The sequence below is a fragment of the Pseudomonas sp. StFLB209 genome, from assembly GCF_000829415.1.
In the GTDB taxonomy this organism is placed as follows: domain Bacteria; phylum Pseudomonadota; class Gammaproteobacteria; order Pseudomonadales; family Pseudomonadaceae; genus Aquipseudomonas.
Genome location: NZ_AP014637.1, coordinates 1,645,573 through 1,664,454 on the forward strand (window position 1 = coordinate 1,645,573; position 18,882 = coordinate 1,664,454).

General features: G+C 61.1%; 19 protein-coding genes and 1 pseudogene. 10 read left to right on the top strand and 10 right to left on the bottom strand.

Annotated elements, in window-relative coordinates; translation table 11 throughout:
* Positions 1-27: 27 nt before the first annotated feature.
* The 7 genes from gspF to gspG are packed head-to-tail and all read right to left on the bottom strand — an operon-like array spanning position 28 to position 8,144.
* The gene (gene gspF, locus PSCI_RS07660) at positions 28-1,239 is read right to left on the bottom strand and encodes a type II secretion system inner membrane protein GspF (RefSeq protein ID WP_045484889.1); all 1,212 of its coding nucleotides are present in this window, start codon (positions 1,237-1,239) and stop codon (positions 28-30) included.
* Positions 1,239-2,657 carry a type II secretion system ATPase GspE gene (gene gspE / locus PSCI_RS07665; RefSeq protein WP_045484892.1) on the bottom strand — a complete coding sequence of 473 codons (1,419 nt, stop codon included), beginning with the start codon at positions 2,655-2,657 and terminating at the stop codon, positions 1,239-1,241. Before gspE ends, gspF begins: the two co-directional genes overlap by 1 nt.
* Entirely contained in the window at positions 2,654-5,008 is a 2,355-nt protein-coding gene (gene gspD / locus PSCI_RS07670; RefSeq protein ID WP_045484895.1) for a type II secretion system secretin GspD, read from the bottom strand. The genes gspE and gspD overlap by 4 nt, the downstream gene beginning before the upstream one ends.
* Positions 5,005-5,553, bottom strand: a complete 549-nt coding sequence (gene gspM / locus PSCI_RS07675; RefSeq protein ID WP_045484897.1) for a type II secretion system protein GspM — start codon at positions 5,551-5,553, stop codon at positions 5,005-5,007. Before gspM ends, gspD begins: the two co-directional genes overlap by 4 nt.
* Positions 5,546-6,718: a type II secretion system protein GspL gene (gene gspL / locus PSCI_RS07680; protein WP_045484899.1), complete on the bottom strand. Its 1,173-nt coding sequence runs from the start codon at positions 6,716-6,718 to the stop codon at positions 5,546-5,548. Before gspL ends, gspM begins: the two co-directional genes overlap by 8 nt.
* A complete protein-coding gene (gene gspK / locus PSCI_RS07685) occupies positions 6,715-7,686 on the bottom strand; it encodes a type II secretion system minor pseudopilin GspK (RefSeq protein WP_045484901.1) in 972 nt (323 codons plus the stop codon). The genes gspL and gspK overlap by 4 nt, the downstream gene beginning before the upstream one ends.
* Positions 7,687-7,694: 8 nt before the next feature.
* Positions 7,695-8,144 carry a type II secretion system major pseudopilin GspG gene (gspG, locus tag PSCI_RS07690; protein ID WP_045484903.1) on the bottom strand — a complete coding sequence of 150 codons (450 nt, stop codon included), beginning with the start codon at positions 8,142-8,144 and terminating at the stop codon, positions 7,695-7,697.
* 135 nt (positions 8,145-8,279) lie between these two features.
* Here gspG and gspI point away from each other — a divergent pair, with 135 nt between their 5' ends.
* Positions 8,280-8,666, top strand: a complete 387-nt coding sequence (gene gspI, locus PSCI_RS07695) for a type II secretion system minor pseudopilin GspI (protein WP_045484905.1) — start codon at positions 8,280-8,282, stop codon at positions 8,664-8,666.
* A gap of 5 nt (positions 8,667-8,671) precedes the next feature.
* Here the strand turns inward: gspI and PSCI_RS07700 are convergent, their stop codons facing one another.
* Positions 8,672-9,103: a type II secretion system protein N gene (locus tag PSCI_RS07700; protein WP_045484908.1), complete on the bottom strand. Its 432-nt coding sequence runs from the start codon at positions 9,101-9,103 to the stop codon at positions 8,672-8,674.
* A 245-nt stretch (positions 9,104-9,348) separates the two neighbouring features.
* Between PSCI_RS07700 and gspH the strand changes: the two genes are divergently transcribed.
* From gspH to PSCI_RS28175, 5 genes and pseudogenes are all read left to right on the top strand, one after another.
* Positions 9,349-9,810: a type II secretion system minor pseudopilin GspH gene (gene gspH / locus PSCI_RS07705; protein ID WP_045484911.1), complete on the top strand. Its 462-nt coding sequence runs from the start codon at positions 9,349-9,351 to the stop codon at positions 9,808-9,810.
* Complete coding sequence (locus PSCI_RS07710; RefSeq protein ID WP_045484914.1) at positions 9,807-10,427, top strand: PulJ/GspJ family protein; 621 nt, start codon at positions 9,807-9,809, stop codon at positions 10,425-10,427. Before gspH ends, PSCI_RS07710 begins: the two co-directional genes overlap by 4 nt.
* A gap of 122 nt (positions 10,428-10,549) precedes the next feature.
* Positions 10,550-11,398 (top strand): annotated as a pseudogene (locus PSCI_RS07715) (YifB family Mg chelatase-like AAA ATPase); the annotation flags it as partial.
* Between the two features lie 78 nt (positions 11,399-11,476).
* The gene (locus PSCI_RS07720) at positions 11,477-13,300 is read left to right on the top strand and encodes a hypothetical protein (protein ID WP_045484917.1); all 1,824 of its coding nucleotides are present in this window, start codon (positions 11,477-11,479) and stop codon (positions 13,298-13,300) included.
* Between the two features lie 10 nt (positions 13,301-13,310).
* Positions 13,311-14,096, top strand: coding sequence for a hypothetical protein (locus PSCI_RS28175; RefSeq protein ID WP_052483363.1), 786 nt, complete (start codon positions 13,311-13,313; stop codon positions 14,094-14,096).
* Positions 14,097-14,170: 74 nt separating this feature from the next.
* On the opposite strand, the gene PSCI_RS30040 is transcribed toward PSCI_RS28175, so the two are convergent.
* Complete coding sequence (locus tag PSCI_RS30040) at positions 14,171-14,446, bottom strand: BPSL0761 family protein (protein WP_084710208.1); 276 nt, start codon at positions 14,444-14,446, stop codon at positions 14,171-14,173.
* A 350-nt stretch (positions 14,447-14,796) separates the two neighbouring features.
* On the opposite strand from PSCI_RS30040, the gene PSCI_RS07730 reads away from it, so the two are divergent.
* The 4 genes from PSCI_RS07730 to arsH are packed head-to-tail and all read left to right on the top strand — an operon-like array spanning position 14,797 to position 17,659.
* Positions 14,797-15,144 carry a metalloregulator ArsR/SmtB family transcription factor gene (locus tag PSCI_RS07730; protein WP_045484919.1) on the top strand — a complete coding sequence of 116 codons (348 nt, stop codon included), beginning with the start codon at positions 14,797-14,799 and terminating at the stop codon, positions 15,142-15,144.
* Positions 15,145-15,164: 20 nt separating this feature from the next.
* Positions 15,165-16,448, top strand: a complete 1,284-nt coding sequence (locus PSCI_RS07735) for an arsenic transporter (protein ID WP_045484921.1) — start codon at positions 15,165-15,167, stop codon at positions 16,446-16,448.
* 29 nt (positions 16,449-16,477) lie between these two features.
* Positions 16,478-16,948: an arsenate reductase ArsC gene (locus tag PSCI_RS07740; protein WP_045484923.1), complete on the top strand. Its 471-nt coding sequence runs from the start codon at positions 16,478-16,480 to the stop codon at positions 16,946-16,948.
* Positions 16,949-16,960: 12 nt separating this feature from the next.
* A complete protein-coding gene (gene arsH, locus PSCI_RS07745; RefSeq protein ID WP_045484925.1) occupies positions 16,961-17,659 on the top strand; it encodes an arsenical resistance protein ArsH in 699 nt (232 codons plus the stop codon).
* Between the two features lie 533 nt (positions 17,660-18,192).
* Here the strand turns inward: arsH and PSCI_RS07750 are convergent.
* Positions 18,193-18,738 (bottom strand): hypothetical protein, encoded by a 546-nt coding sequence (locus PSCI_RS07750; RefSeq protein ID WP_045484927.1) that lies wholly within the window; start codon positions 18,736-18,738, stop codon positions 18,193-18,195.
* Positions 18,739-18,882: the final 144 nt, after the last annotated feature.

The window sequence follows — 18,882 nt, forward strand, 5'->3', positions numbered from 1 at the left end:
CGAGGGTTTTTTATTGCGCCTGACGCGTCACTGCACCAGTTGGTTGATCTCGATGATCGGTAGCAGCACGGCCATGACGATCAGCAGCACCACCGCGCCCATGACCACGATCATCAACGGCTCCAGCAGCGCGGTCATGCCCATTGCCCGGCGTTCGATATCCCGCGACAGGGTCTGCGCCGCACGGTCGAGCATGGGCGGCAGCGAGCCGGTTTTCTCACCGCTGGCAATCAGGTGAATCAGCAGCGGCGGGAATACATTCTCCATGCGCAGCGCGGTGGCCAGGTTGACGCCTTCACGCACTTTGGCAGTGGCTTCGCTGACGCTCAGGCTCAACCGGTCGTTGGACAAGGTCTGACGCGCCGCCTCCAGCGCCCTTAACAGCGGCACCCCGGCGCCGCCAAGGATCGCCAGGGTCGAGGCGAAACGCGCGGTGTTCAGGCCCAGTACGAAGCGGCCAAACAACGGTAACCGCAGCACCCGGCGATGCCAGCTCAGGCGCGCCGCCGGCCGGCGCAGGTACAGCCGCCAGGCCCAGAAGCCACCGGCCAGCATCGTGGCGCACAGCCAGCCCCAGGCGCGGATGAAATCGCTCGCTTCGAGCATCGCCACGGTCAGCCCCGGCAGGTCCTGGCGTGCCTGGGAAAACGCACTGACCACCTGCGGCACCACATAGCTGAGCAGAAAGATCACGATGCCGACCGACAGCAGCCCGACCACACCGGGATAGATGAACGCGGTCAGAATCTTGCTGCGCAGGTTGTTGCGCTCTTCGATGTAGTCGGCCAGTCGCTCCATGACCTGGGCCAGGTCGCCGGACTCTTCACCGGCCGCAATCAGCGCTCGGTAGATGTCCGGAAAATCCTGGGGCCGCGCCGCCAGCGCGTCGGCCAGGCGCATACCGCCACGCACATCAGTGCGCACTGCACTGAGGGTCTGGGCGACGTGCTTGCGTTCAGCCTGCTCGACGGTGGCGCTCAGGGCGGCTTCCAGCGGCAGGCTGGCACCGAGCAGGCTCGCCAGTTGGCGGGTGGCCCAGGCCAGATCGTTGTCCGTCAGCCGCGCGCTGAACAGTCCTGCGCCACCGTTGCTGGCAGTGCTGTCTTGCTGGTGCACCGACAACGCCGTCAGGCCGCGGCTGCGCAGAATGCCAAGCGCCGCGCTCTGGCTGTCTGCGTCCAACAGACCGGACTCAAGCTTGCCATTGGCGTCGGCGGCTTCAAACCGGTAGCGATTCATCACACGTCCCGTGTCACGCGCAGGATTTCCTGCGGCGCGGTAGTACCGTTGCGGATCCAGCGTTCGCCATCGTCACGCATGCTGAGCATGCCGTTACGCTGCGCCGCGGCCCGCAGAGCCAGTTCACCCGCGCCCTGATGGATCAGGCTGCGGATATCGTCATCGATACAAAACAACTCATGAATCCCGGTACGGCCGCTGTAGCCGGTGTGGTTGCATTCAACGCAGCCAAGCGGCCGCCAGGTGCCGGGCGCAGCCGGGTCTGGTTGCCGGCAATGCACGCACAGGCAGCGCACCAGGCGCTGGGCCAGCACGCCGAGCATGGATGAGGCGAGCAGAAAAGGCTCGACGCCCATGTCAATCAGACGGTTGACCGCCGACACCGCATCGTTGGTGTGCAGGGTGGCCAGCACCAGGTGGCCGGTGAGTGAGGCCTGGACCGCGATCTGCGCCGTTTCCAGATCGCGAATCTCGCCGATCATGATGATGTCCGGGTCCTGGCGCAGGATGGCGCGTAACGCCAGGGCAAAGGTCATGTCGATTTTGGCGTTGACCTGGATCTGGCTGATGCCCGGCAAGTCATATTCGACCGGGTCTTCCACGGTGATGATGTTACTGATGGTCGCATCAAGCCGAGCCAGCGCGGCGTACAGGCTGGTGGTCTTGCCGCTGCCGGTGGGGCCGGTGACCAGCACGATGCCGTGGGGCTGGCGGATCAGCGTATCGAGCCGGGCCAGCAACTGTGGGTCCATGCCCAGGCTTTCCAGGTGCAGACGCCCGGCCTGTTTGTCGAGCAGGCGCATCACCACCCGCTCACCGTGGCCGGTGGGCACGGTCGAAACACGAATGTCGATCGGCCGCCCGGCGACCCGCAAGGCAATACGGCCGTCCTGGGGCAAGCGTTTCTCGGCAATGTCGAGCTGGGCCATGATCTTGATCCGCGACACCAGCGCGCCGTGCAGCGCCTTGCGCGGCGAAACCACCTCGCGCAGCGTGCCATCGACCCGATAACGCACCACCGAATGGGTTTCGAACGGTTCGATGTGCACGTCGCTTGCCTGGTCACGCGCCGCCTGGGTCAGCAGGGCATTGATCATGCGGATCACCGGCGCGCCGTCCTGAGTGTCGAGCAGGTCGGTGACTTCCGGCATGTCCTGTATCAGCCGGTCAAGATCGACTTCATTTTCCGCCGCACCGACCACTGCCGCCGCGCTGCCGGTATCGGCGTAGGCACTGGCCAGCAAACCGTCAAGCTCGTCATCGCGTACCCGCTGCAAGCGCGCCGGGCCGAACTGGCGCCGCACCTCGCTGATCGACCAGCCCGGGGTCGACGGGCAAACCGTCAGTACCGGCCCATCCGGGTCTGCGCTGAGCAAAATGCGCTGGGCCTTGGCCCAGGCATAGGGCAAGGCGCTCATAACGCTGGCGTTCCTTGCACGGGCAGCGCACTGCCACGCGGCGCCGGCACACCCAACGCGGCAGGCGGTAACTGCGGCGCCTGCATATCCGGCATTGCCCAGTTGCGTTCCGGTTGCAGCGCGCTCTGGGCACGGCGGATAAAGTCATAACGATTGAGCGTGATGCTGCGTCCTGCCGCGCTGTCGCGGATGATGTAAGGGCGCAGGAACACCATCAGGTTGGTCTTGTTGAGCGAGCGCCGCTCATTGCGAAACAGCGCGCCGACGCCCGGCAGGCTGCCCAGCCACGGCACCGCTTCGTTGCTCTGGCTGTAGCCATCCTGCAGCAGGCCGCCCAGCACCATGATCTGCCCGTCATCGAGCAGGATGCTGGTATCAATGGCACGCTTGTTGGTGACAATGCCTGCGGAACTGGAAGTCGACGACGCACGCTCGTCGATGCTGCTGACCTCCTGATAGATGTCGAGCTTGACTGTGCCACCTTCGGAAATTTGCGGCCTTACATTGAGTTTCAGGCCGACCTCTTCGCGGGTCACGGTCTGGAACGGGTTGTTGCTGGTGCCTCCGCCACCGGTCACGTAACTGCCACTGACAAACGGAATGGTCTGGCCGACGAAAATACTCGCCACCTCGTTATCCAGGGTCAGCAGGTTAGGCGTCGACAACACGTTGGAGCCGCCCTTGCTCTTCAAGGCGCGGGCCAGCACCTTGAGGTCGAGGATGCGGCCAATACCGGGGATCTCCACGGTGCCATTGACGTAGCCCAGGTTCAGCCCCTGGGGCAGCACATCGACACTGCTCTGGCCATTGAGGTTGAGCCCCGAGCCGCCCAGGTTGGCACCGCCGATCACCCCATTGCCATTGAGGTTGCCGGTCAGCCATTGCACACCGAATTCGTTGGCGTCGTCCTCGGCCACCTCGACGATCAGGCTCTCGATCACCACCTGTGCACGGCGCTGGTCGAGCAGGTCGATGACCTCGCGCAGGTTGCGGTACAGCGGCTCCGGCGCGGAAATCAGCAAGGTATTGGTGGTGGTATCGGCCTGGATGGTCACGCCACCGGCGCTGAACGCGACGTTCTGCTCGCCTGCCGCCGCGGTGCCCTGGCCGTAAGCAGCGCCGCTGGACTGGCCGAAACCACTGGTCACGGCGCTGCTCGACGCACTGGCTGACGCTGCACTGCTGCTGCCGGATGAGCTCTGGCTTTGCCCGTTCTGCGCGGAGTTGCTGCCCATCGAGCTGAGGATCGAGCGCGCCGGGTCACCATTGCCGCTGTCACTCTCGCCGGTCAGCAGACCGCGCAGCGCTTGCGCCAGTTTGCTGGCCTGGGCGTTGCGCAGGTAAACCACATGCAGATTGCTCGGGTTACTTTGCGCATTGTCGAGCTTGTAGATCAGGTTGCGCGCCAGGTGCGTGCGTTCGGGGCTGCCGGCGCGCAGGATGATGGTGTTGGAGCGCGCATCGCCGATCACCGAAATCTTCTGGGTCGGGTCACCACCCGGTACATCAAGCAGCTCGGCCACCAATGGCGCGATGTCCACGGCAATGCCGTTCTGGATCTGCACAACATCGGTGTCAATGGCGCTGGGGGTGTCGATCTGCTCGATCAGTTGCGCGACCCGCGCCAGGTTATCGGCCTCGTCAGTGATGACGATGGTGTTGTTGCCGGGGTAAGCGTTGATCGGGTTATTGGGGGCCACGATCGGGCGCAGCACCGGAATCAGGTTCACCGCGTTTTCATAACGCAGCCGGAAGGTGCGGGTGATCATGCCGTTGCCGGCCGGTTTGTCGGCACTGTAGATCGGCCCGCCGAGCAGCTTGGCATCGGCTTCCGGCACCACCTGCGCGACCCCGCCGACATCCACCACACTGAAGCCCTGCATGCGCAGCGCCGCCAGCAGCATGCTGTAAGCCTGACGCGCCGGCACCTGGCCTTCGGAAACCAGGGTCAGGTTGCCCTTGACCCGCGGGTCGACCAGAAACTGCTGGCCGGTGGCGCGCGACAGCGCACGCACCACAGCCTGAATATCGGCCTCGACAAAATTCAGCGTCACCGGCTGCTCGCCCAACCCCAGACCGGCCGCTGATCGGCCACCGCTGCTGGCGGCGGTACGGCCGCGCTCGCTGATGTTATGCAGTTGCCGTGGCGCAGGCCGCGCTTGCTGTTGCGCACGCTGGCGATCAAGCAGCGCATCGCCGCTGCGCGGGGTATCGGCCAGCGGCCGGCCCAGCTCGCTGTCGACCAGCAAAGGCGGCTGGTGCGGCGCGCGGCTGCTGGCGCAGCCGCTCAATGCCAGCAACAACAGCAGCGGCAATACCCTGCGTCCTGCCTTGGATTGTGACCCCTTCATGAAGCTTCCTTAGCGCCCTGCGCCTGATCCATGCGAACAGTGCCAGACAAGGTCCCGGCGCTGTCATCGGTAGCGTTATCGCCGGCCCGTTGCAGGTGCGCTTCGACGACCGGCAGCGCGCCGGGCCGTTGCCGCCCCAGCAGCCAATCGATCAGCGCATCGGCCGGGGCCGCATCGAACGTCAACTGCCAGCCGCCATTGGGCCCGGCCTGCAACTGGTAATGCCCGGCCAGCCCGTAAGCCTCCAGGCTCTGCCTGAGCGCTTGCTCGGTGTCGCCGCCAGCGGCCTGCACACCGGCTTCGCGCAGCAAGCTCTCCAAGGCCTGGGCCTGGCCTTGCAGCTTGGGCGTTTGCGCTTGCCAGTAGGCAATGGTCTTGAGCGGTGGCTGAATCAACAGTGCCCACAACAACAGCCCGACCAGCAGCAGCGCCCCACCCGTCAGCACCCGCTGTTCGCGCAGCGACAGAGCCTGCCAGGCCGCCTGGCCGCGCGTACGCCAGCGCAGCCAGTGGGCGCGAATAATGGCCGGCGACCGCTTACTCATCGATGTCCTCCAGCGGCTGGTCACGAATGTCCGCCGTGGCTGGCGCCGCATTCAGGGTCCAGATCCGGTCAGTGCGCGCGGCGCTGAGCCCCGCCTGGGCCAGGGTTGCCTGCACGGTCTGGTCAGGCGCCAGTGCCGCACTGTCCGCCGCCAGCTCCAACTGCAATTGGCCGTTGCTGAAGCTCAGCCGCTGGACGCTGCCGACCAGTGCCGGCAGCGCCGCGCCGGCCTGCTGCAGCATGGGCACAAAGCTCTGCGCTGGCATGTGCCCCGAGCCGCCCTGCCGCGCCGCCAACTGCTGGCGGGCTTGTTGTAGCGGGTTGAGAATCACCGGCAGTTCCGGGAAGGCCTGGCGGACTTGCGCACTCATCTGCGCCTTGAGTTGCTGGCCGTGCTGCGCTTCACGCGCGGCGTAAAAATTCAGGCCCAGCAACCATACCGTGATCGCCAGCGCGCTACAGGCCAACGCCTTGCCCCAGCCCGGTGTCGAGGCGCCTGCACGGCTTGGCGAACCCTGCAGCCCCCAGCCCGGCACCGGCCCCGACCAGCGCTGTTCAGGCGCCGTGTGCGGTTGCGCACCTTGCGGGGCCGGCTCACCGATCCAGTGCACAAGGCTGCCGCGCAGCGCCAACGGCTCCAGATGATCTTCAAGCATCGGCTCGACCGCCGCGTGATCCAGGCCATGACGCACCAGCAGGTGCCCGTCTTCGACGCTGGCGCTGATCGACCCTTGCGGGGCCAACGCCAGCCGGTACGGCGCCGGATACAAACCGGCCAGCTTCAGACGGTGCTGGGTCAATGCCAGGCTCAGACGCTGCAGGTCGGCCTTGGCCAGCCATCCGACCTGCACCTGCCCGTCATCGCCGCGGCGGCCATGGGCGACCTGCAGCGCCTGACGGCTGCCCAGCACCATCGCCTCGACGGCGCACGCCACGGCAGCGCCGAGCCGGCCGGCCGAGAGCGGCGGTAACGGTAAACGGGTGAGCACGGTGTCTGAAGGGTGCAAAAAACACTCGGCGCTGGCCGGCCCGGCGCTGCCCAACTGCCGGACTGTGCTGTGGGCAGCTTCCAGCAGCTGCCCATGACGGTCGAGGCGGGCAAACTCCAGCGGGCTGTCGGGGGTCAGCTCACGCAACGGCGGCAGGGCAATGCGCAGCCGGCTCATACCCCAGGCCTCGCCCAGATCACTCGCGGCATCTCGTGCTGCGTACGATACAGCAAGGCTTCCAGCGAACTGCGCCGACGCTCTTGGCGGGTCTGGCCCTGATACAGAAACCATTCGCTGGTGATGCCGACATTCAGGCTGTCGATCGACACCTGCGCAAGCCCCAGGCGGTTGACGAAGTCACCACGGTTGATGAACCACTGGCCACGATCACGCGCCTGCACCAGCACCCTGGCCTGGTCCAGCGCCAGCCCCGGCACCACGGCCGCCAGTACTTCGGCACTGGCCGTGTTGCTGTTGACCCAGGTATTGCCCGGAATGATGCTGACGTAACGGCCCAGCCGCTCCAGCACCGCCTCATCAATACCCGCAATGCTGCGCAGGTCGCTCAACTGACTGAGTATTGGCAAGCTTGCCGGCACTGGCCGGCGCGCCGCATCAAGCCGATTGGAAAAACCGCCCGAATCGCGCCCCGTGGCCAGGCTGTCAGCGCCCTCAGGATAATGCGGGAAAGACGCAATGACCCTGGCACTGATGCGCCGCGCCAGGCCGGGGTCGATATCAATCATTGCGCACAACCGCTCGAAGCTGCGCAGTTGACCGCTGTCGAGCCGTTCGTTAAGCAACAGATTATGCAGGTTGAACTTGCCCTGCTGGTCTTGCAGGCGCGCCTCAAGCGCCTGGCCGGCATTGCCGGGGCTGTACTGCCCGAGCGGCTGATTCCAGAGTTGATCGGGCCGGGTTACCGAATCTTGCTGGCCGGCAACCCACAACAAGCGGCGGCCCGCCTCCAGACCGCCCAGCAGCACCTGGCTGCCCTGCACCCGGAACTGCTCGGCCTCAAGGGTGCGGGTGAACACCCCTTGGCGCGCCAGCATGCCGGCGGCAATCACCGCCACTACGGTGACAATCAGCAAGGCGCTGATAATCGCGACGCCGCGCTGGCGGGTGGGCAGATGAGGGCTCACGGCGGCGCTTACAGCTGCCAGGAACCGATATCGGCATTTACGCCGTCGCCGTCAGGCTGCCCGTCGGCGCCCAGCGAGAAGACATCGATCTCACCATTGGCACCGGGGTTGAGGTAATAGTAAGGACGTCCCCAAGGGTCGTTGGGCAAACGTTCAAGGTAGGCGCGCCAGTTATTGTTTCTGGCATTGGCGGGGCGCTCGACCAGCGCCTTGAGGCTCTGGTTCTGGCTCGGGTAGCTGCCGTTATCCAGGCGGTAAAGCTTCAGCGCCTGCATCAGGCCGGCAATGTCCTGCTTCGCGGCGGTGGCTCTGGCCTGGTCTGGCCGGTCAAGCACCTTGGGCACCACGACGGCGGCAAGAATGCCCAGAATCACCACCACCACCATGATCTCGATGAGGGTGAAACCACCTTGACGACCACGGCCTGACGGCGTGGATTTGAGGCACGCGAAATCCATTTCACTCTTCCTTGACTTGTTTCAATCCTCCACGCAGTGTAACAAAACTAACACTGTTGAATAGCCCAATACCCAGCCCCTCAGGCCAGGCCGATATGCTGTTGATCCGCCGCCTGTTTCGAGCAAGAGTCAGCCATGGAGCGGTTGCGCAAGGAGCGAGGTTTTACCCTGATCGAGGTGCTGGTCGCCCTGGCGATCATTGCCGTGGCGATGTCAGCGGCCGTGCGCGTCGCCGGCCTGATGACCCAGAGCAACAGCCTGCTGCACGACCGCGCCATTGCCCTGCTGGCGGCCCAGAGCCGCATCGCCGAATTGCGCCTGGAAAACCGCCCGGCGCGGGGCGTGCGCAGCGTGCGTTGCGATCAGGGACGCCTGCAACTGCGCTGCGAACAGAGCATTGCCGCCATGCCTGACGGGCAATTGCTGCACGTCCAGTTACGGGTGCTGGATAACCAGCGCCAGGCACCACCGCTGGCCAGGCTCGAAACCCTGCTCAATCCGCCGCAGGACACCCCGCAATGAACCGCTCAGGGCCGGGTCAGACGCGACAGCGCAGGCGTCTGGGGCAAGGACGTGATATACAACCGGGTCTGCTCCGCACCCCGCTCGATGAGCACCGCCCCCGCTTCGATGGCCGCCAGGCGCACCCCTTGAGTCAGTGCTTCACCCGCCCGGAAACTGCGCGGCGGGCCGCCATTGATGGCGAGAATTGCGAACGCGCCCTGCGCGCCGGCCATGACCCCGGAGACGCGGATGTCCACTGCCGCCGGCTGGTTGGAAAACCACTGCAACGCAGGATTGTCGGAGCGCGCCAGCGGCGCGGGGCTGTCAATGACCGGGGTATGCGACTCGGCCGGCGTCAGAAACACCGAAGACCACACCAGCACACCGGCCAGCGCGGCCAGCAGCGCCGTGGCCTGGACCAGTTGCGGCGCCGATAAACGAAAGGCAAATGCCACGGGTAAACCTCCTTGTTGTCCGGTATGGCAGTCTACAGGGCACCTCTAAAAACTACCTACGTTGCCATTGCTGCGTTGAAACCAGGCTCAGAATGCTCATTTACAACCTGTAGACTCCACTTCTTCGCCTGCTTTCGCCTTGCACTGGCTGCCTCGCTTACGTTTTTAGAAGTACCCTACAAGACGCCTGTATCTTGGCCGAACCAGCAAGGACGTCAAGTTATCCACACAGGAATGCCGCATTCATGGACAGAGACAGGCAACAGGGTTTTAGCATGATTGAGTTGATGGTCGTGTTGGTGATCGTCGGCATTCTCAGCGCCACGATCAGCCTGAGCATCAAACCCGCCCCGCAGGAGCGCCTGCGCAAAGACGCACAGCGGCTCGTGCAACTGCTGCAGATCGCCCAGGCCGAAGCCCGCGCCGACGGTCGCCCGATCAGTTGGCAGGCCGACGGCCAGGGCTTTGGCTTCAGCCGCCTGAACGACGCAGGCACCGGCACTGAACACTTTGCCGAAGATCCACAACTACGGCCACGCAGCTGGGACTCGGCGCCCGTCAAAGTGCGCACCACGCCTACACCCAGACTGGTACTGGGCAGCGAATGGATCAGCACACCCTGGCAAGTGCAGTTGTCTGACGGCCAGCACCGGGTCAGCATCCGGCGCTCCGCGACCGGGCAGATGCAGGTGGTCAACGAATCATGAACCCGCGCCAGCACGGCTTTACCCTGATCGAAGTCATGGTGGCAATCATGCTGATGGCCATCGTCAGCCTGATCGCCTGGCGCGGCCTGGATAGCGTCAGCCGCGCCGACAGCCATCTGCAGGCCAGCATGACCCAGACCGAAGAGCTCCTGCGCACCTTCAACCAGCTCGAACGCGACCTGGCCTCCCAGGCCAGCAGCGCGCTGGGCGAACCCGAATTGGGCGACCAGGCCGCAGACCGCGAACCGCGCATGGGCGCGCCTGCGGCCATCAGCGTACGCAGCGCCGATGACCAGACCTTCGAGCTGGACGTGATCCGCCACGCACCCGCCCCGGAACACGGCCTGCAACGGGTCCGCTGGTGGCTCAAGGGCAAGACCCTGTACCGCGCCGCCGCCGCACCGCGCAACCGCTACCCGCTGCCGGCGCCAGACAACGGGGTGGCGGTGCTGAGCCGGATCAAAGACTTGCAGATCCGGGTCTGGGACCGGGAGCAGGGCTGGCGGCAATTGAGCGGCAATCGGGTGCTGAAGCCAATGGGGCTGGAGTTGCGATTGACGCGGATGACTGAGCGGGGGGATGAGCACTACCGGCAGGTTTGGGGGCCGTTTTATTAGGCTGGGCTCAAGCAGCGTTGATACATTTCGTTCGGGCTTTAGGCACTTTGTAGCGATTGATTTGCCTGCCGATCTTGTAAATCCCCCACGATCTCCCTTCCCGCTTCATCAAGGAAGATCCGATGTCCCTCGCCATCGTTCACAGCCGCGCTCAGGTCGGCGTACAAGCACCTGCCGTCACCGTTGAAACCCACTTGTCCAACGGCCTGCCGACCCTGACCCTGGTCGGCCTGCCCGAAGGCGCAGTCAAGGAAAGCAAGGACCGGGTGCGCAGTGCCATCGTCAATTCCGGGCTGAAGTTTCCCGACCGGCGCATCACCCTCAACCTCGCCCCGGCCGATCTGCCCAAGGACGGTGGGCGCTTCGACCTGGCCATTGCGCTGGGCCTGCTGGGCGCCAACGGCCAGATTCCGCTCACTGCATTGCAAGACATCGAGTGCCTGGGTGAGCTGGCGTTGTCTGGCGCGGTGCGGCCGGTGCAGGGCGTTCTGCCCGCTGCGCTGGCGGCCCGTGAGGCGCAGCGGACGCTGATCGTGCCGGCCGCCAATGCCGAGGAAGCCTGCCTGGCCTCCGGGCTGACAGTGATTGCGGTCAATCACCTGCGCGAGCTGGTCGCGCATTTCAATGGCCAGACACCGATGACGCCCTATCGCGCCAATGGCCTGTTGCCCCAGGCCCAGCCGTACCCGGACCTCAGCGAGGTGCAGGGCCAACTGGCGGCCAAACGGGCGCTGGTGGTGGCGGCAGCGGGCGGGCATAACCTGCTGTTCAGCGGCCCGCCGGGCACCGGCAAGACCTTGCTGGCCAGCCGCTTGCCGGGGCTGTTGCCGCCGCTGGATGAGCGCGAAGCGCTGGAGGTGGCGGCGATTCATTCGGTGGCCAGCCAGGTGCCGTTGAACAGCTGGCCGCTCAGGCCGTTTCGCCAGCCCCATCACTCGGCATCCGGGCCGGCACTGGTCGGCGGTGGCAGTGTAAGTTCTATCATAATTTGCGGACTACATTATTAACGTGAAATACTCTTTGAATAAATGCGAATTGGCGTTATTCAAATGGATCAGAATCGGGCGTCTCCTCTACGAAAACTCAATGGCTTCTGGCGTGTAGATGGGATATCTGAAGTACATCCAGCTGAGAAAGGCCTAAAAATTGGTTTTGTGCTGTCCCGGTTGAGAGACGACTACACAGACCCTAACGACGGCAGCGCCCGCCTGGATATGGCTCCGGAGCTCCTCGTGCTCAACCCTCGCTGGATCAACGACCTGACCCCAGGATCTGTATGGGAAAACGGAGCATGCGTCAGTAAGCCTGAATGGCTAGGCAGGTCTCTAAGCGTTGACACCTCCCAGGCGAAAAAGCTGCCATTTAGTACGGCAACACAAATTAATGGTAAGTGGACAGCCAAGGGCATCGCCGCAGCCGACTTCCTCCCTAAAAAAGACTATCACTATCTTTTCGCAACTTATTATACCCTGGCGCCAGTTTCCGGTGACGCTCAGTTCAAATGGATGGTAATTCCACACTCTGAACTATTCCGATTCTACTCCGCCGTTTCTGGACGTGTTGCTAAAAACGTACTACGAGGAGATCTCGGCGAACTTGTAGATCTTTCAGTGAATACTGAAATTGATCCAGTGACAATCGTCGAGCGCGTAAAGCTCAAAGAATCCGAAGCGAAATTCTTCGGCAGAATCAAGGCAAGCAAATCATTCGCGGATGAAATATTCAAAATAAATAAAAGAATCACCCTAATCAACATCGAAAACAGACGCACTGGCGCTAGAGCAGCCTTAGCACTGGAGGCAAACTTTCCCTTTGCTGGCCAAACCAACCTGAGCGTTTCAGGTGTCCCGATGCTGCTGGCTAACGAGCCCGCCATCTTCGCAATGCAGATCCATCACTGCACGTATCCTCTGGGGTTCTCGTCTCTTGTTGTGAAGAGTGCTGGAGACAGAGCGGGTGGAGGCAGCCCCGATGAGAGCGGGAAAGGCTATGTAGGGTTCAACGTCCCAGGGCATGACCCAGATGACGAGGATGATGAGATTGCCGACACCCCAGCGGATGCCGATTTAAAGCGCGTGGAAATCTCTCAGGTCAGTTCACTTTTCCCGCAAGACGCTGAAATTTCTATTGAATATCAGAGGTCTTGGAAACACACAACGAACACTGCCAGCTACGTTTCAGAAAAGGTCGATATCGACGGACTCACCTTCGGCGATGGAGATCATCGGGCCAGTTCCCAACACATGGTTGGCGTAGATGATTTCAAAGATGAACCACCGCCGCCGGCCCGACAACTGAAAGACTTCTTCGAAATGCTCCATCACTTCGAAAAGCGCATAAAAGATAAAAACTGGTTAATCCGATCTGTCGCTATTAATGGTTCAATTCCAATTGACCCTAATGAGCTAGAAAACGCTGTTCTTTTCATTACCGCTCTACCGATGCTCGCAAATAAAAAGAGACGCTGGCACATCATTGCCGAGGAAGGAAACGTCAGAACCCGGCAATTGGCTTGTATTGAAGTACAATCTGCTCGTGCCAATCGCTACTTCTACATATTAGAAGTCGAGCTGAAGGACAACGAACCCGGACAGTGCACGCTGCTCGTCCGTCGCCGCGACTTCAAAAAAATCTCACTTGACGACTTTACCAGCTTACTCAAACTAACCTGTTACAAAAATCGCTGGCCTGACTTCGAGAATGACACCTGGGAAAAGTCAAAGCAGCAAGCACTCGCTGACAGATTCAGTAGCGCCCATGTATCACGCAAGCTTCATCACCCCAAAAATAGACTTGGCTGGTCCGACAGTCTCACAACCAGTATTTTGGAATGGTTAAAGTCAGCACTCCCAGTTGACACCAACCAAGCATAGGACGCAAAGCGTGAGTCTGAAATCTATCTCCCACCAGCTGGAGATCCTTTGCCAGGTAGAAAGGCTTTTTCTTTTAGAGCGCCACACCCCGTCTGGACGCGTGCTTTTCCCCGTCATCACCGAGCATGCTAAATCCAGCCTTGATATTGGCAACCCTGGCCAATATGAGTTCTTCCGTGCTCGAACAAAAAGTGACGAGGCACTACATGCTGACTTTCACCCGTGGTGGAACAGCATTAGCGTAACCGTTTGTCACACAACGAAAGCCGTAAAGTTCGGACCAACGGGCCAATTGATCATGCACCCGCAAAATGTCCGCCTGGGCCCGCATTTGATGGCCTGCGTCATTAAGTGGCTTGAACGTCAAAACATCGCCGATTACACCGTGGAGAATGGCTCGCTTTCCTGGAGGGACGCCGAGACCGATGCGGCCCGACTGCAACGCAACAAATTCTACACAGCATTTGGCTTTCACCTGACGGACAGTTCAGGCTCCCGGCATGGCCTTGAGGTGCTCGGTGGCACTTTTGGAGCCGCGACTGTTGGTGCGCTGAGCATCCCTGAACGCTACCAAACAGGGCTGGTGTCTTGGGACCAATTCGCCTGCGCACTGGAAACTGAACGTGAAGACGGGGTAAGGAATCTCGCCGAATTGAAAGAGGTGGACAGGTTCACCGACCGCAAGTCATTTTTCGGCAAATGGCTGTTGACGCTCTGGGGATGGGGGACACCGTTCGACACTCGGCACAAGACGCCTCTCAAGGATAGGGAACTGGGTCATTTCGTTGAAAAGTGAGCGCCACATACCCTTGGAAGAGAGCACGACCTTTCGAGCGGGTGCCAGGGCTTTTATGACCCTATCCAAGGCGTTTATTTCGGGCTGTGGGTGTGTACTGCGTCCGATTTCAGAGAGTGATAGCTGCTCTCGACGGAAGAGCTGAACACTGGCCCCATTGGCCACTTTGAAGGGTCTAAATCCTCTTCAATACGTCCAGCCAGCAGCATCTGGAATTGATCAGGATAGTGACGCAGGAGAAATTTTGCGTCACGTCGTATCCGTTCGGGCAGCGATGGGTCCCGAGAAAGCTCAAGGAGAAACTCCCCCGTTTGGATGACTGCTCGGGTGCGTTCATTTGGCATGGACATGTCGATACCCTCAGCGTTGTCGCACCAGTGGTTGGGTGCTAATGCCCAGTACACTCCCCAGCTTAGCTCAAAGCCCCCTTCAACACCTGGCACAAGAAAGCTCTCAAAAGCTGGGAACCAGGTCTCCCGTGGAGAAGTAACCACGCCAGATCCCTCCGGGACAAAAGCAGGCCCTGACGTGCTTTGCTGCCCCGCTTAACGCCTGCCTGATCAGGCAGCGGAGACCTCCAGGCCCGCTGCTCCAGTTGATTAGTTTCAAGAGCGCTCAAGAACCGAACTTAGGATTTGACCTTGCGTTTTACATATGGATATCCGTATATTCGGTTATCCATATTTATAGGCCTGATCTCATGCTCTCACCGCCTGAGTTGTTCAAGAATCTCTCGGACGAAACCCGTGTTCGGGCAACGCTGTTGATCGCTCAACACGGCGAGCTGTGCGTGTGCGAGCTGATGCACGCGCTCGACGACAGCCAACCGAAGATCAGCCGCCACCTGGCACAGCTTCGCAGTAGCGGGTTGCTTCTGGACCGACGCCAAGGGCAGTGGGTGTATTACCGGCTCAACCCAGCACTGCCGGCCTGGGTTCACGAGGTGCTGAACATCACCGGGACCGCCAACGCCGAATGGTTAAGCGGTGACAGTAGCCGCCTTCAAAGCATGAGTGGTCGGCCTGCCCGCGCCACTACCTGCTGCTGACCCTTTCAGGGCTGCTTTCCATGCTGCTCGCTGCCGCGATTTTTGTTTTTACCCTGGTACTGGTCATCTGGCAGCCCAAAGGGCTGGGCGTGGGCTGGAGCGCGTCTATCGGCGCTGTGCTTGCGTTGGCCGCCGGCGCTGTGACGCTTCAGGACATTCCGGTGGTCTGGAGCATTGTTTGGAATGCAACGGCCACGTTCATTGCGGTCATTATCATCAGCCTGCTGCTTGATGAGGCCGGGTTCTTTGAATGGGCTGCTCTTCACGTCGCACGCTGGGCCAACGGTAGTGGGTATCGTCTGTTCTGCTTCTACGTCTTGCTGGGGGCTGCGGTATCCGCCCTGTTCGCCAATGACGGTGCTGCACTGATATTGACGCCTATCGTGATGTCGATGCTGCTCGCGCTACGTTTCTCTCCAGCGGCAACCCTTGCATTCGTGATGGCCGCCGGATTTATCGCAGACACCGCAAGTCTCCCATTGGTGGTTTCCAACCTGGTGAACATCGTGTCCGCCGATTACTTCGGATTGGGTTTCGCCGAGTATGCCTCGGTCATGGTGCCAGTCAGCCTGGCCAGCGTTGCCGCAACCCTCTTGGTCCTGTTCCTGTACTTTCGCCGGGACGTGCCGAAGCACTACGCCATAGAGGCACTTCAAGAGCCGAAAGCCGTTATTCGTGATCGAGCCACGTTCGTGGTCGGGTGGTGGACACTGCTGGCTCTGCTGATCGGCCTGTTCGCTCTGGAGCCACTTGGCATTCCGGTCAGTGCGGTAGCAGCACTTTGCGCCGCTGCGCTATTCGCAGTCGCCGCTCGCGGTCACCGGATCTCAACTCGGCGGGTACTCAGCGAGGCACCATGGCAGGTGGTGATCTTTTCCCTAGGCATGTATCTCGTGGTCTACGGACTCAAGAATGCCGGCCTGACGAACTACCTGACCCAGGCACTCGACCATCTGGCCGGCCATGGTCTATGGAGTGCTGCCATAGGCACCGGCTTGCTGTCGGCCCTGCTGTCGTCGGTGATGAACAACATGCCCAGCGTGTTGATCGGAGCGCTGTCGATCCAAGCCAGTGCCGCCGACGGCCTGATCCGCGAAGCCATGATCTACGCCAACATCATTGGCTGTGACCTTGGCCCCAAAATCACGCCAATCGGAAGTCTTGCCACCTTGCTTTGGCTGCACGTTCTCGAACGTAAAGGGATGCGCATCACCTGGGGCTACTACTTCAAGGTAGGCATCCTGCTCACCCTTCCGGTTCTGCTGATCACCCTCTCGGCCCTGGCATTGCGCCTGAGCCTCTGACGACCGCACTCAAGCGGCAGGAGCAATCCATGAGAGTTCTATTCATGTGCACGGCCAACAGTTGCCGCAGCATCCTCTCAGAGGCCATGTTCAACCATTTGGCACCCGAGGGCTTTGAGGCCGTCAGTGCCGGAAGTTTCCCAAAGGGGCAGGTACTGCCCCGCAGCCTCACCACCCTGGAACAAACCGGCATCTCCATTGAAGGTCTAAGCAGTAAAGGCAATGACGCGTTTGCGGATAACCCGCCGGACATCGTTGTCACCGTTTGCGACAAGGCTGCCGGCGAAGCATGCCCGGTCTATTTCGGCCCGGCCCTCAAATCCCACTGGGGGCTTGAAGACCCTTCTGACGTCGCAGGAGACGAGGCACAGGTGAACGCGGCTTTCGTGGCCACCCTGGCTCGCATCGAGTCGCGCTGCAAAGCCTTCCTCAGTCTTCCATTCGAAACGCTCACCCGTGACGAGCTCAAGCAAGAGTTGGATCGGATCGGCCATCTTTAACCCGGAGCCCCCATGTCAGATCAACTGCCCAACCTGGATCTGTCCCTGCTCGATGGCCACCTTGGCAAGTCTGAATCGAGCACACATAAACCACGCATCCTGTTGCTGTACGGATCGACGCGAGAACGGTCCTTCAGCCGTCTGCTGGTGGAAGAGGCCGCGAAGCTTCTGGAGCATTTAGGCGCCGAAACCCGCATCTTCAACCCTTCAGGCCCGCCCCTGCCAGACGACGCCCCGGTTGAACACCCAAAGGTCCAGGAACTGCGCGACCTAGTGACCTGGTCAGAAGGCCAAGTGTGGTGTTCTCCAGAAAGACACGGTGCAATATCGGCAGTGTTCAAGGCGCAGATCGACTGGATTCTCTTGGCCTTGGGCGCTATCCGGCCTTCGCAAGGAAAAACCCTAGCCGTTATGCAGGTCTGCGGCGGCTCCCAGTCGTTCAACGTGGTCAACCAGCTGCGAGTGCTTGGCCGCTGGATGCGCATGTTCACGATTCCAAACCAGTCTTCGGTCCCAAAGGCCTACATGGAGTTTGACGATGCAGGCAGGATGAAACCTTCTGCCTACTACGACCGCGTGGTCGATGTCATGGAAGAGCTGATGCGCTTCACACTCCTGCTCAGGGGCCATCCCGAACTGGTAGATCGGTATTCCGAGCGTAAGGAAGCCGTCGAGGCGCTGGCCAAACGCACCAACCTCAGCTCCATCTGATCAATACCGGAGGGCCGGATGTCCAACACCATCACCATACGTGTCGCTGAGCCCGCCGACGCTGAGGTTGTCCAGGCGATCTACGCACCCGTTGTAACGGGAATGAGCAGTCGACCTCCCCATCAGAACCCATCAGGTTTTCAGACTTGGGGACAGTCGTAGGGTGACTGTCTCGCCGGCCAGCAATCGCGTTTGGATCGGCAGAGCCTGTCTAATCGTGAAAGGAGACTCTCTGCCCAATGGCTATAACCAGCGTCCGGGCATAACCCTGTTGCTGGCCGATGAAGATCCTCTGGTGGTGGAGATTGATGGCTTGGGAGTCGTGCAGACCGATGGGATGCTATTGGCACCGCAGATCAAACGAAGATTTACGCTCCCCCAACGATCCAGTAGACCCATGGTACGCACAGCTTTGGGCCCCTTGTTGTGGGGCAAAGGCAGTGCCCGATGACCGCCTCGGCAAAGCAGTAGCAAAAGATAAGTAAACATAGCGTTTTTTGCTATCTTTTAAACAAAGTGCCATCACATGCCTGTCAACGCCAAGCCCACGCCTTTGTACCGCCAATAGCGGCTTGGCCGCTTACATTACGCTTAGGTTGAGCGGTCGGCCTATGCTCATCAGAGGATCGAACGTCTGAAAGAGCGCCTGCCTTATCAGCAAGCAGCTCTATTAGGGGGGAAGGCTTAAAAAGAAGCTCGCGGCCTGGCTTGTTCTCGTGCCTGAATCTGAGAAGTGAGGGTTGCCTGGACTTGGCATAGAGTTGGGCTTTCTCATTGTCACGATCAGCAACGGTCACGACCAAAGCATAGGGTTCTTGGTCCAGCACGTCCGGATGATTCCAGTCGCGGCCCTGCCGAATCACCACCACGAACCATTTCTCGGTTGGCTTGCGTTGCTTGAACGTCCACCTCGACGACTGAACTGTACCTCGGCCTCTCAACTGAGCAGTGATCTCACGATTCGTTTCTGCATCGTCTTTGCGGACTTTGGTCTCGTCTTGCAGGTCCTTATTGAAAAACGCCTGTACCTCATCCAGAGATTTTCCTTTAACCAGACGATAAATGATCTGCGTTGCCACGTAATCCAGGCGCGTTGTTCTAACCGTAGGTGAGTACGCCAAGGTGACCGTCAACTCGCGTAAGCCTCTGGCTGTGCGAAGGTAGGTCGCTGGCAGCGGTTGCGTGTCATGATGTCGTTGGCGGCCCAGGTCCGCTGAACGCTG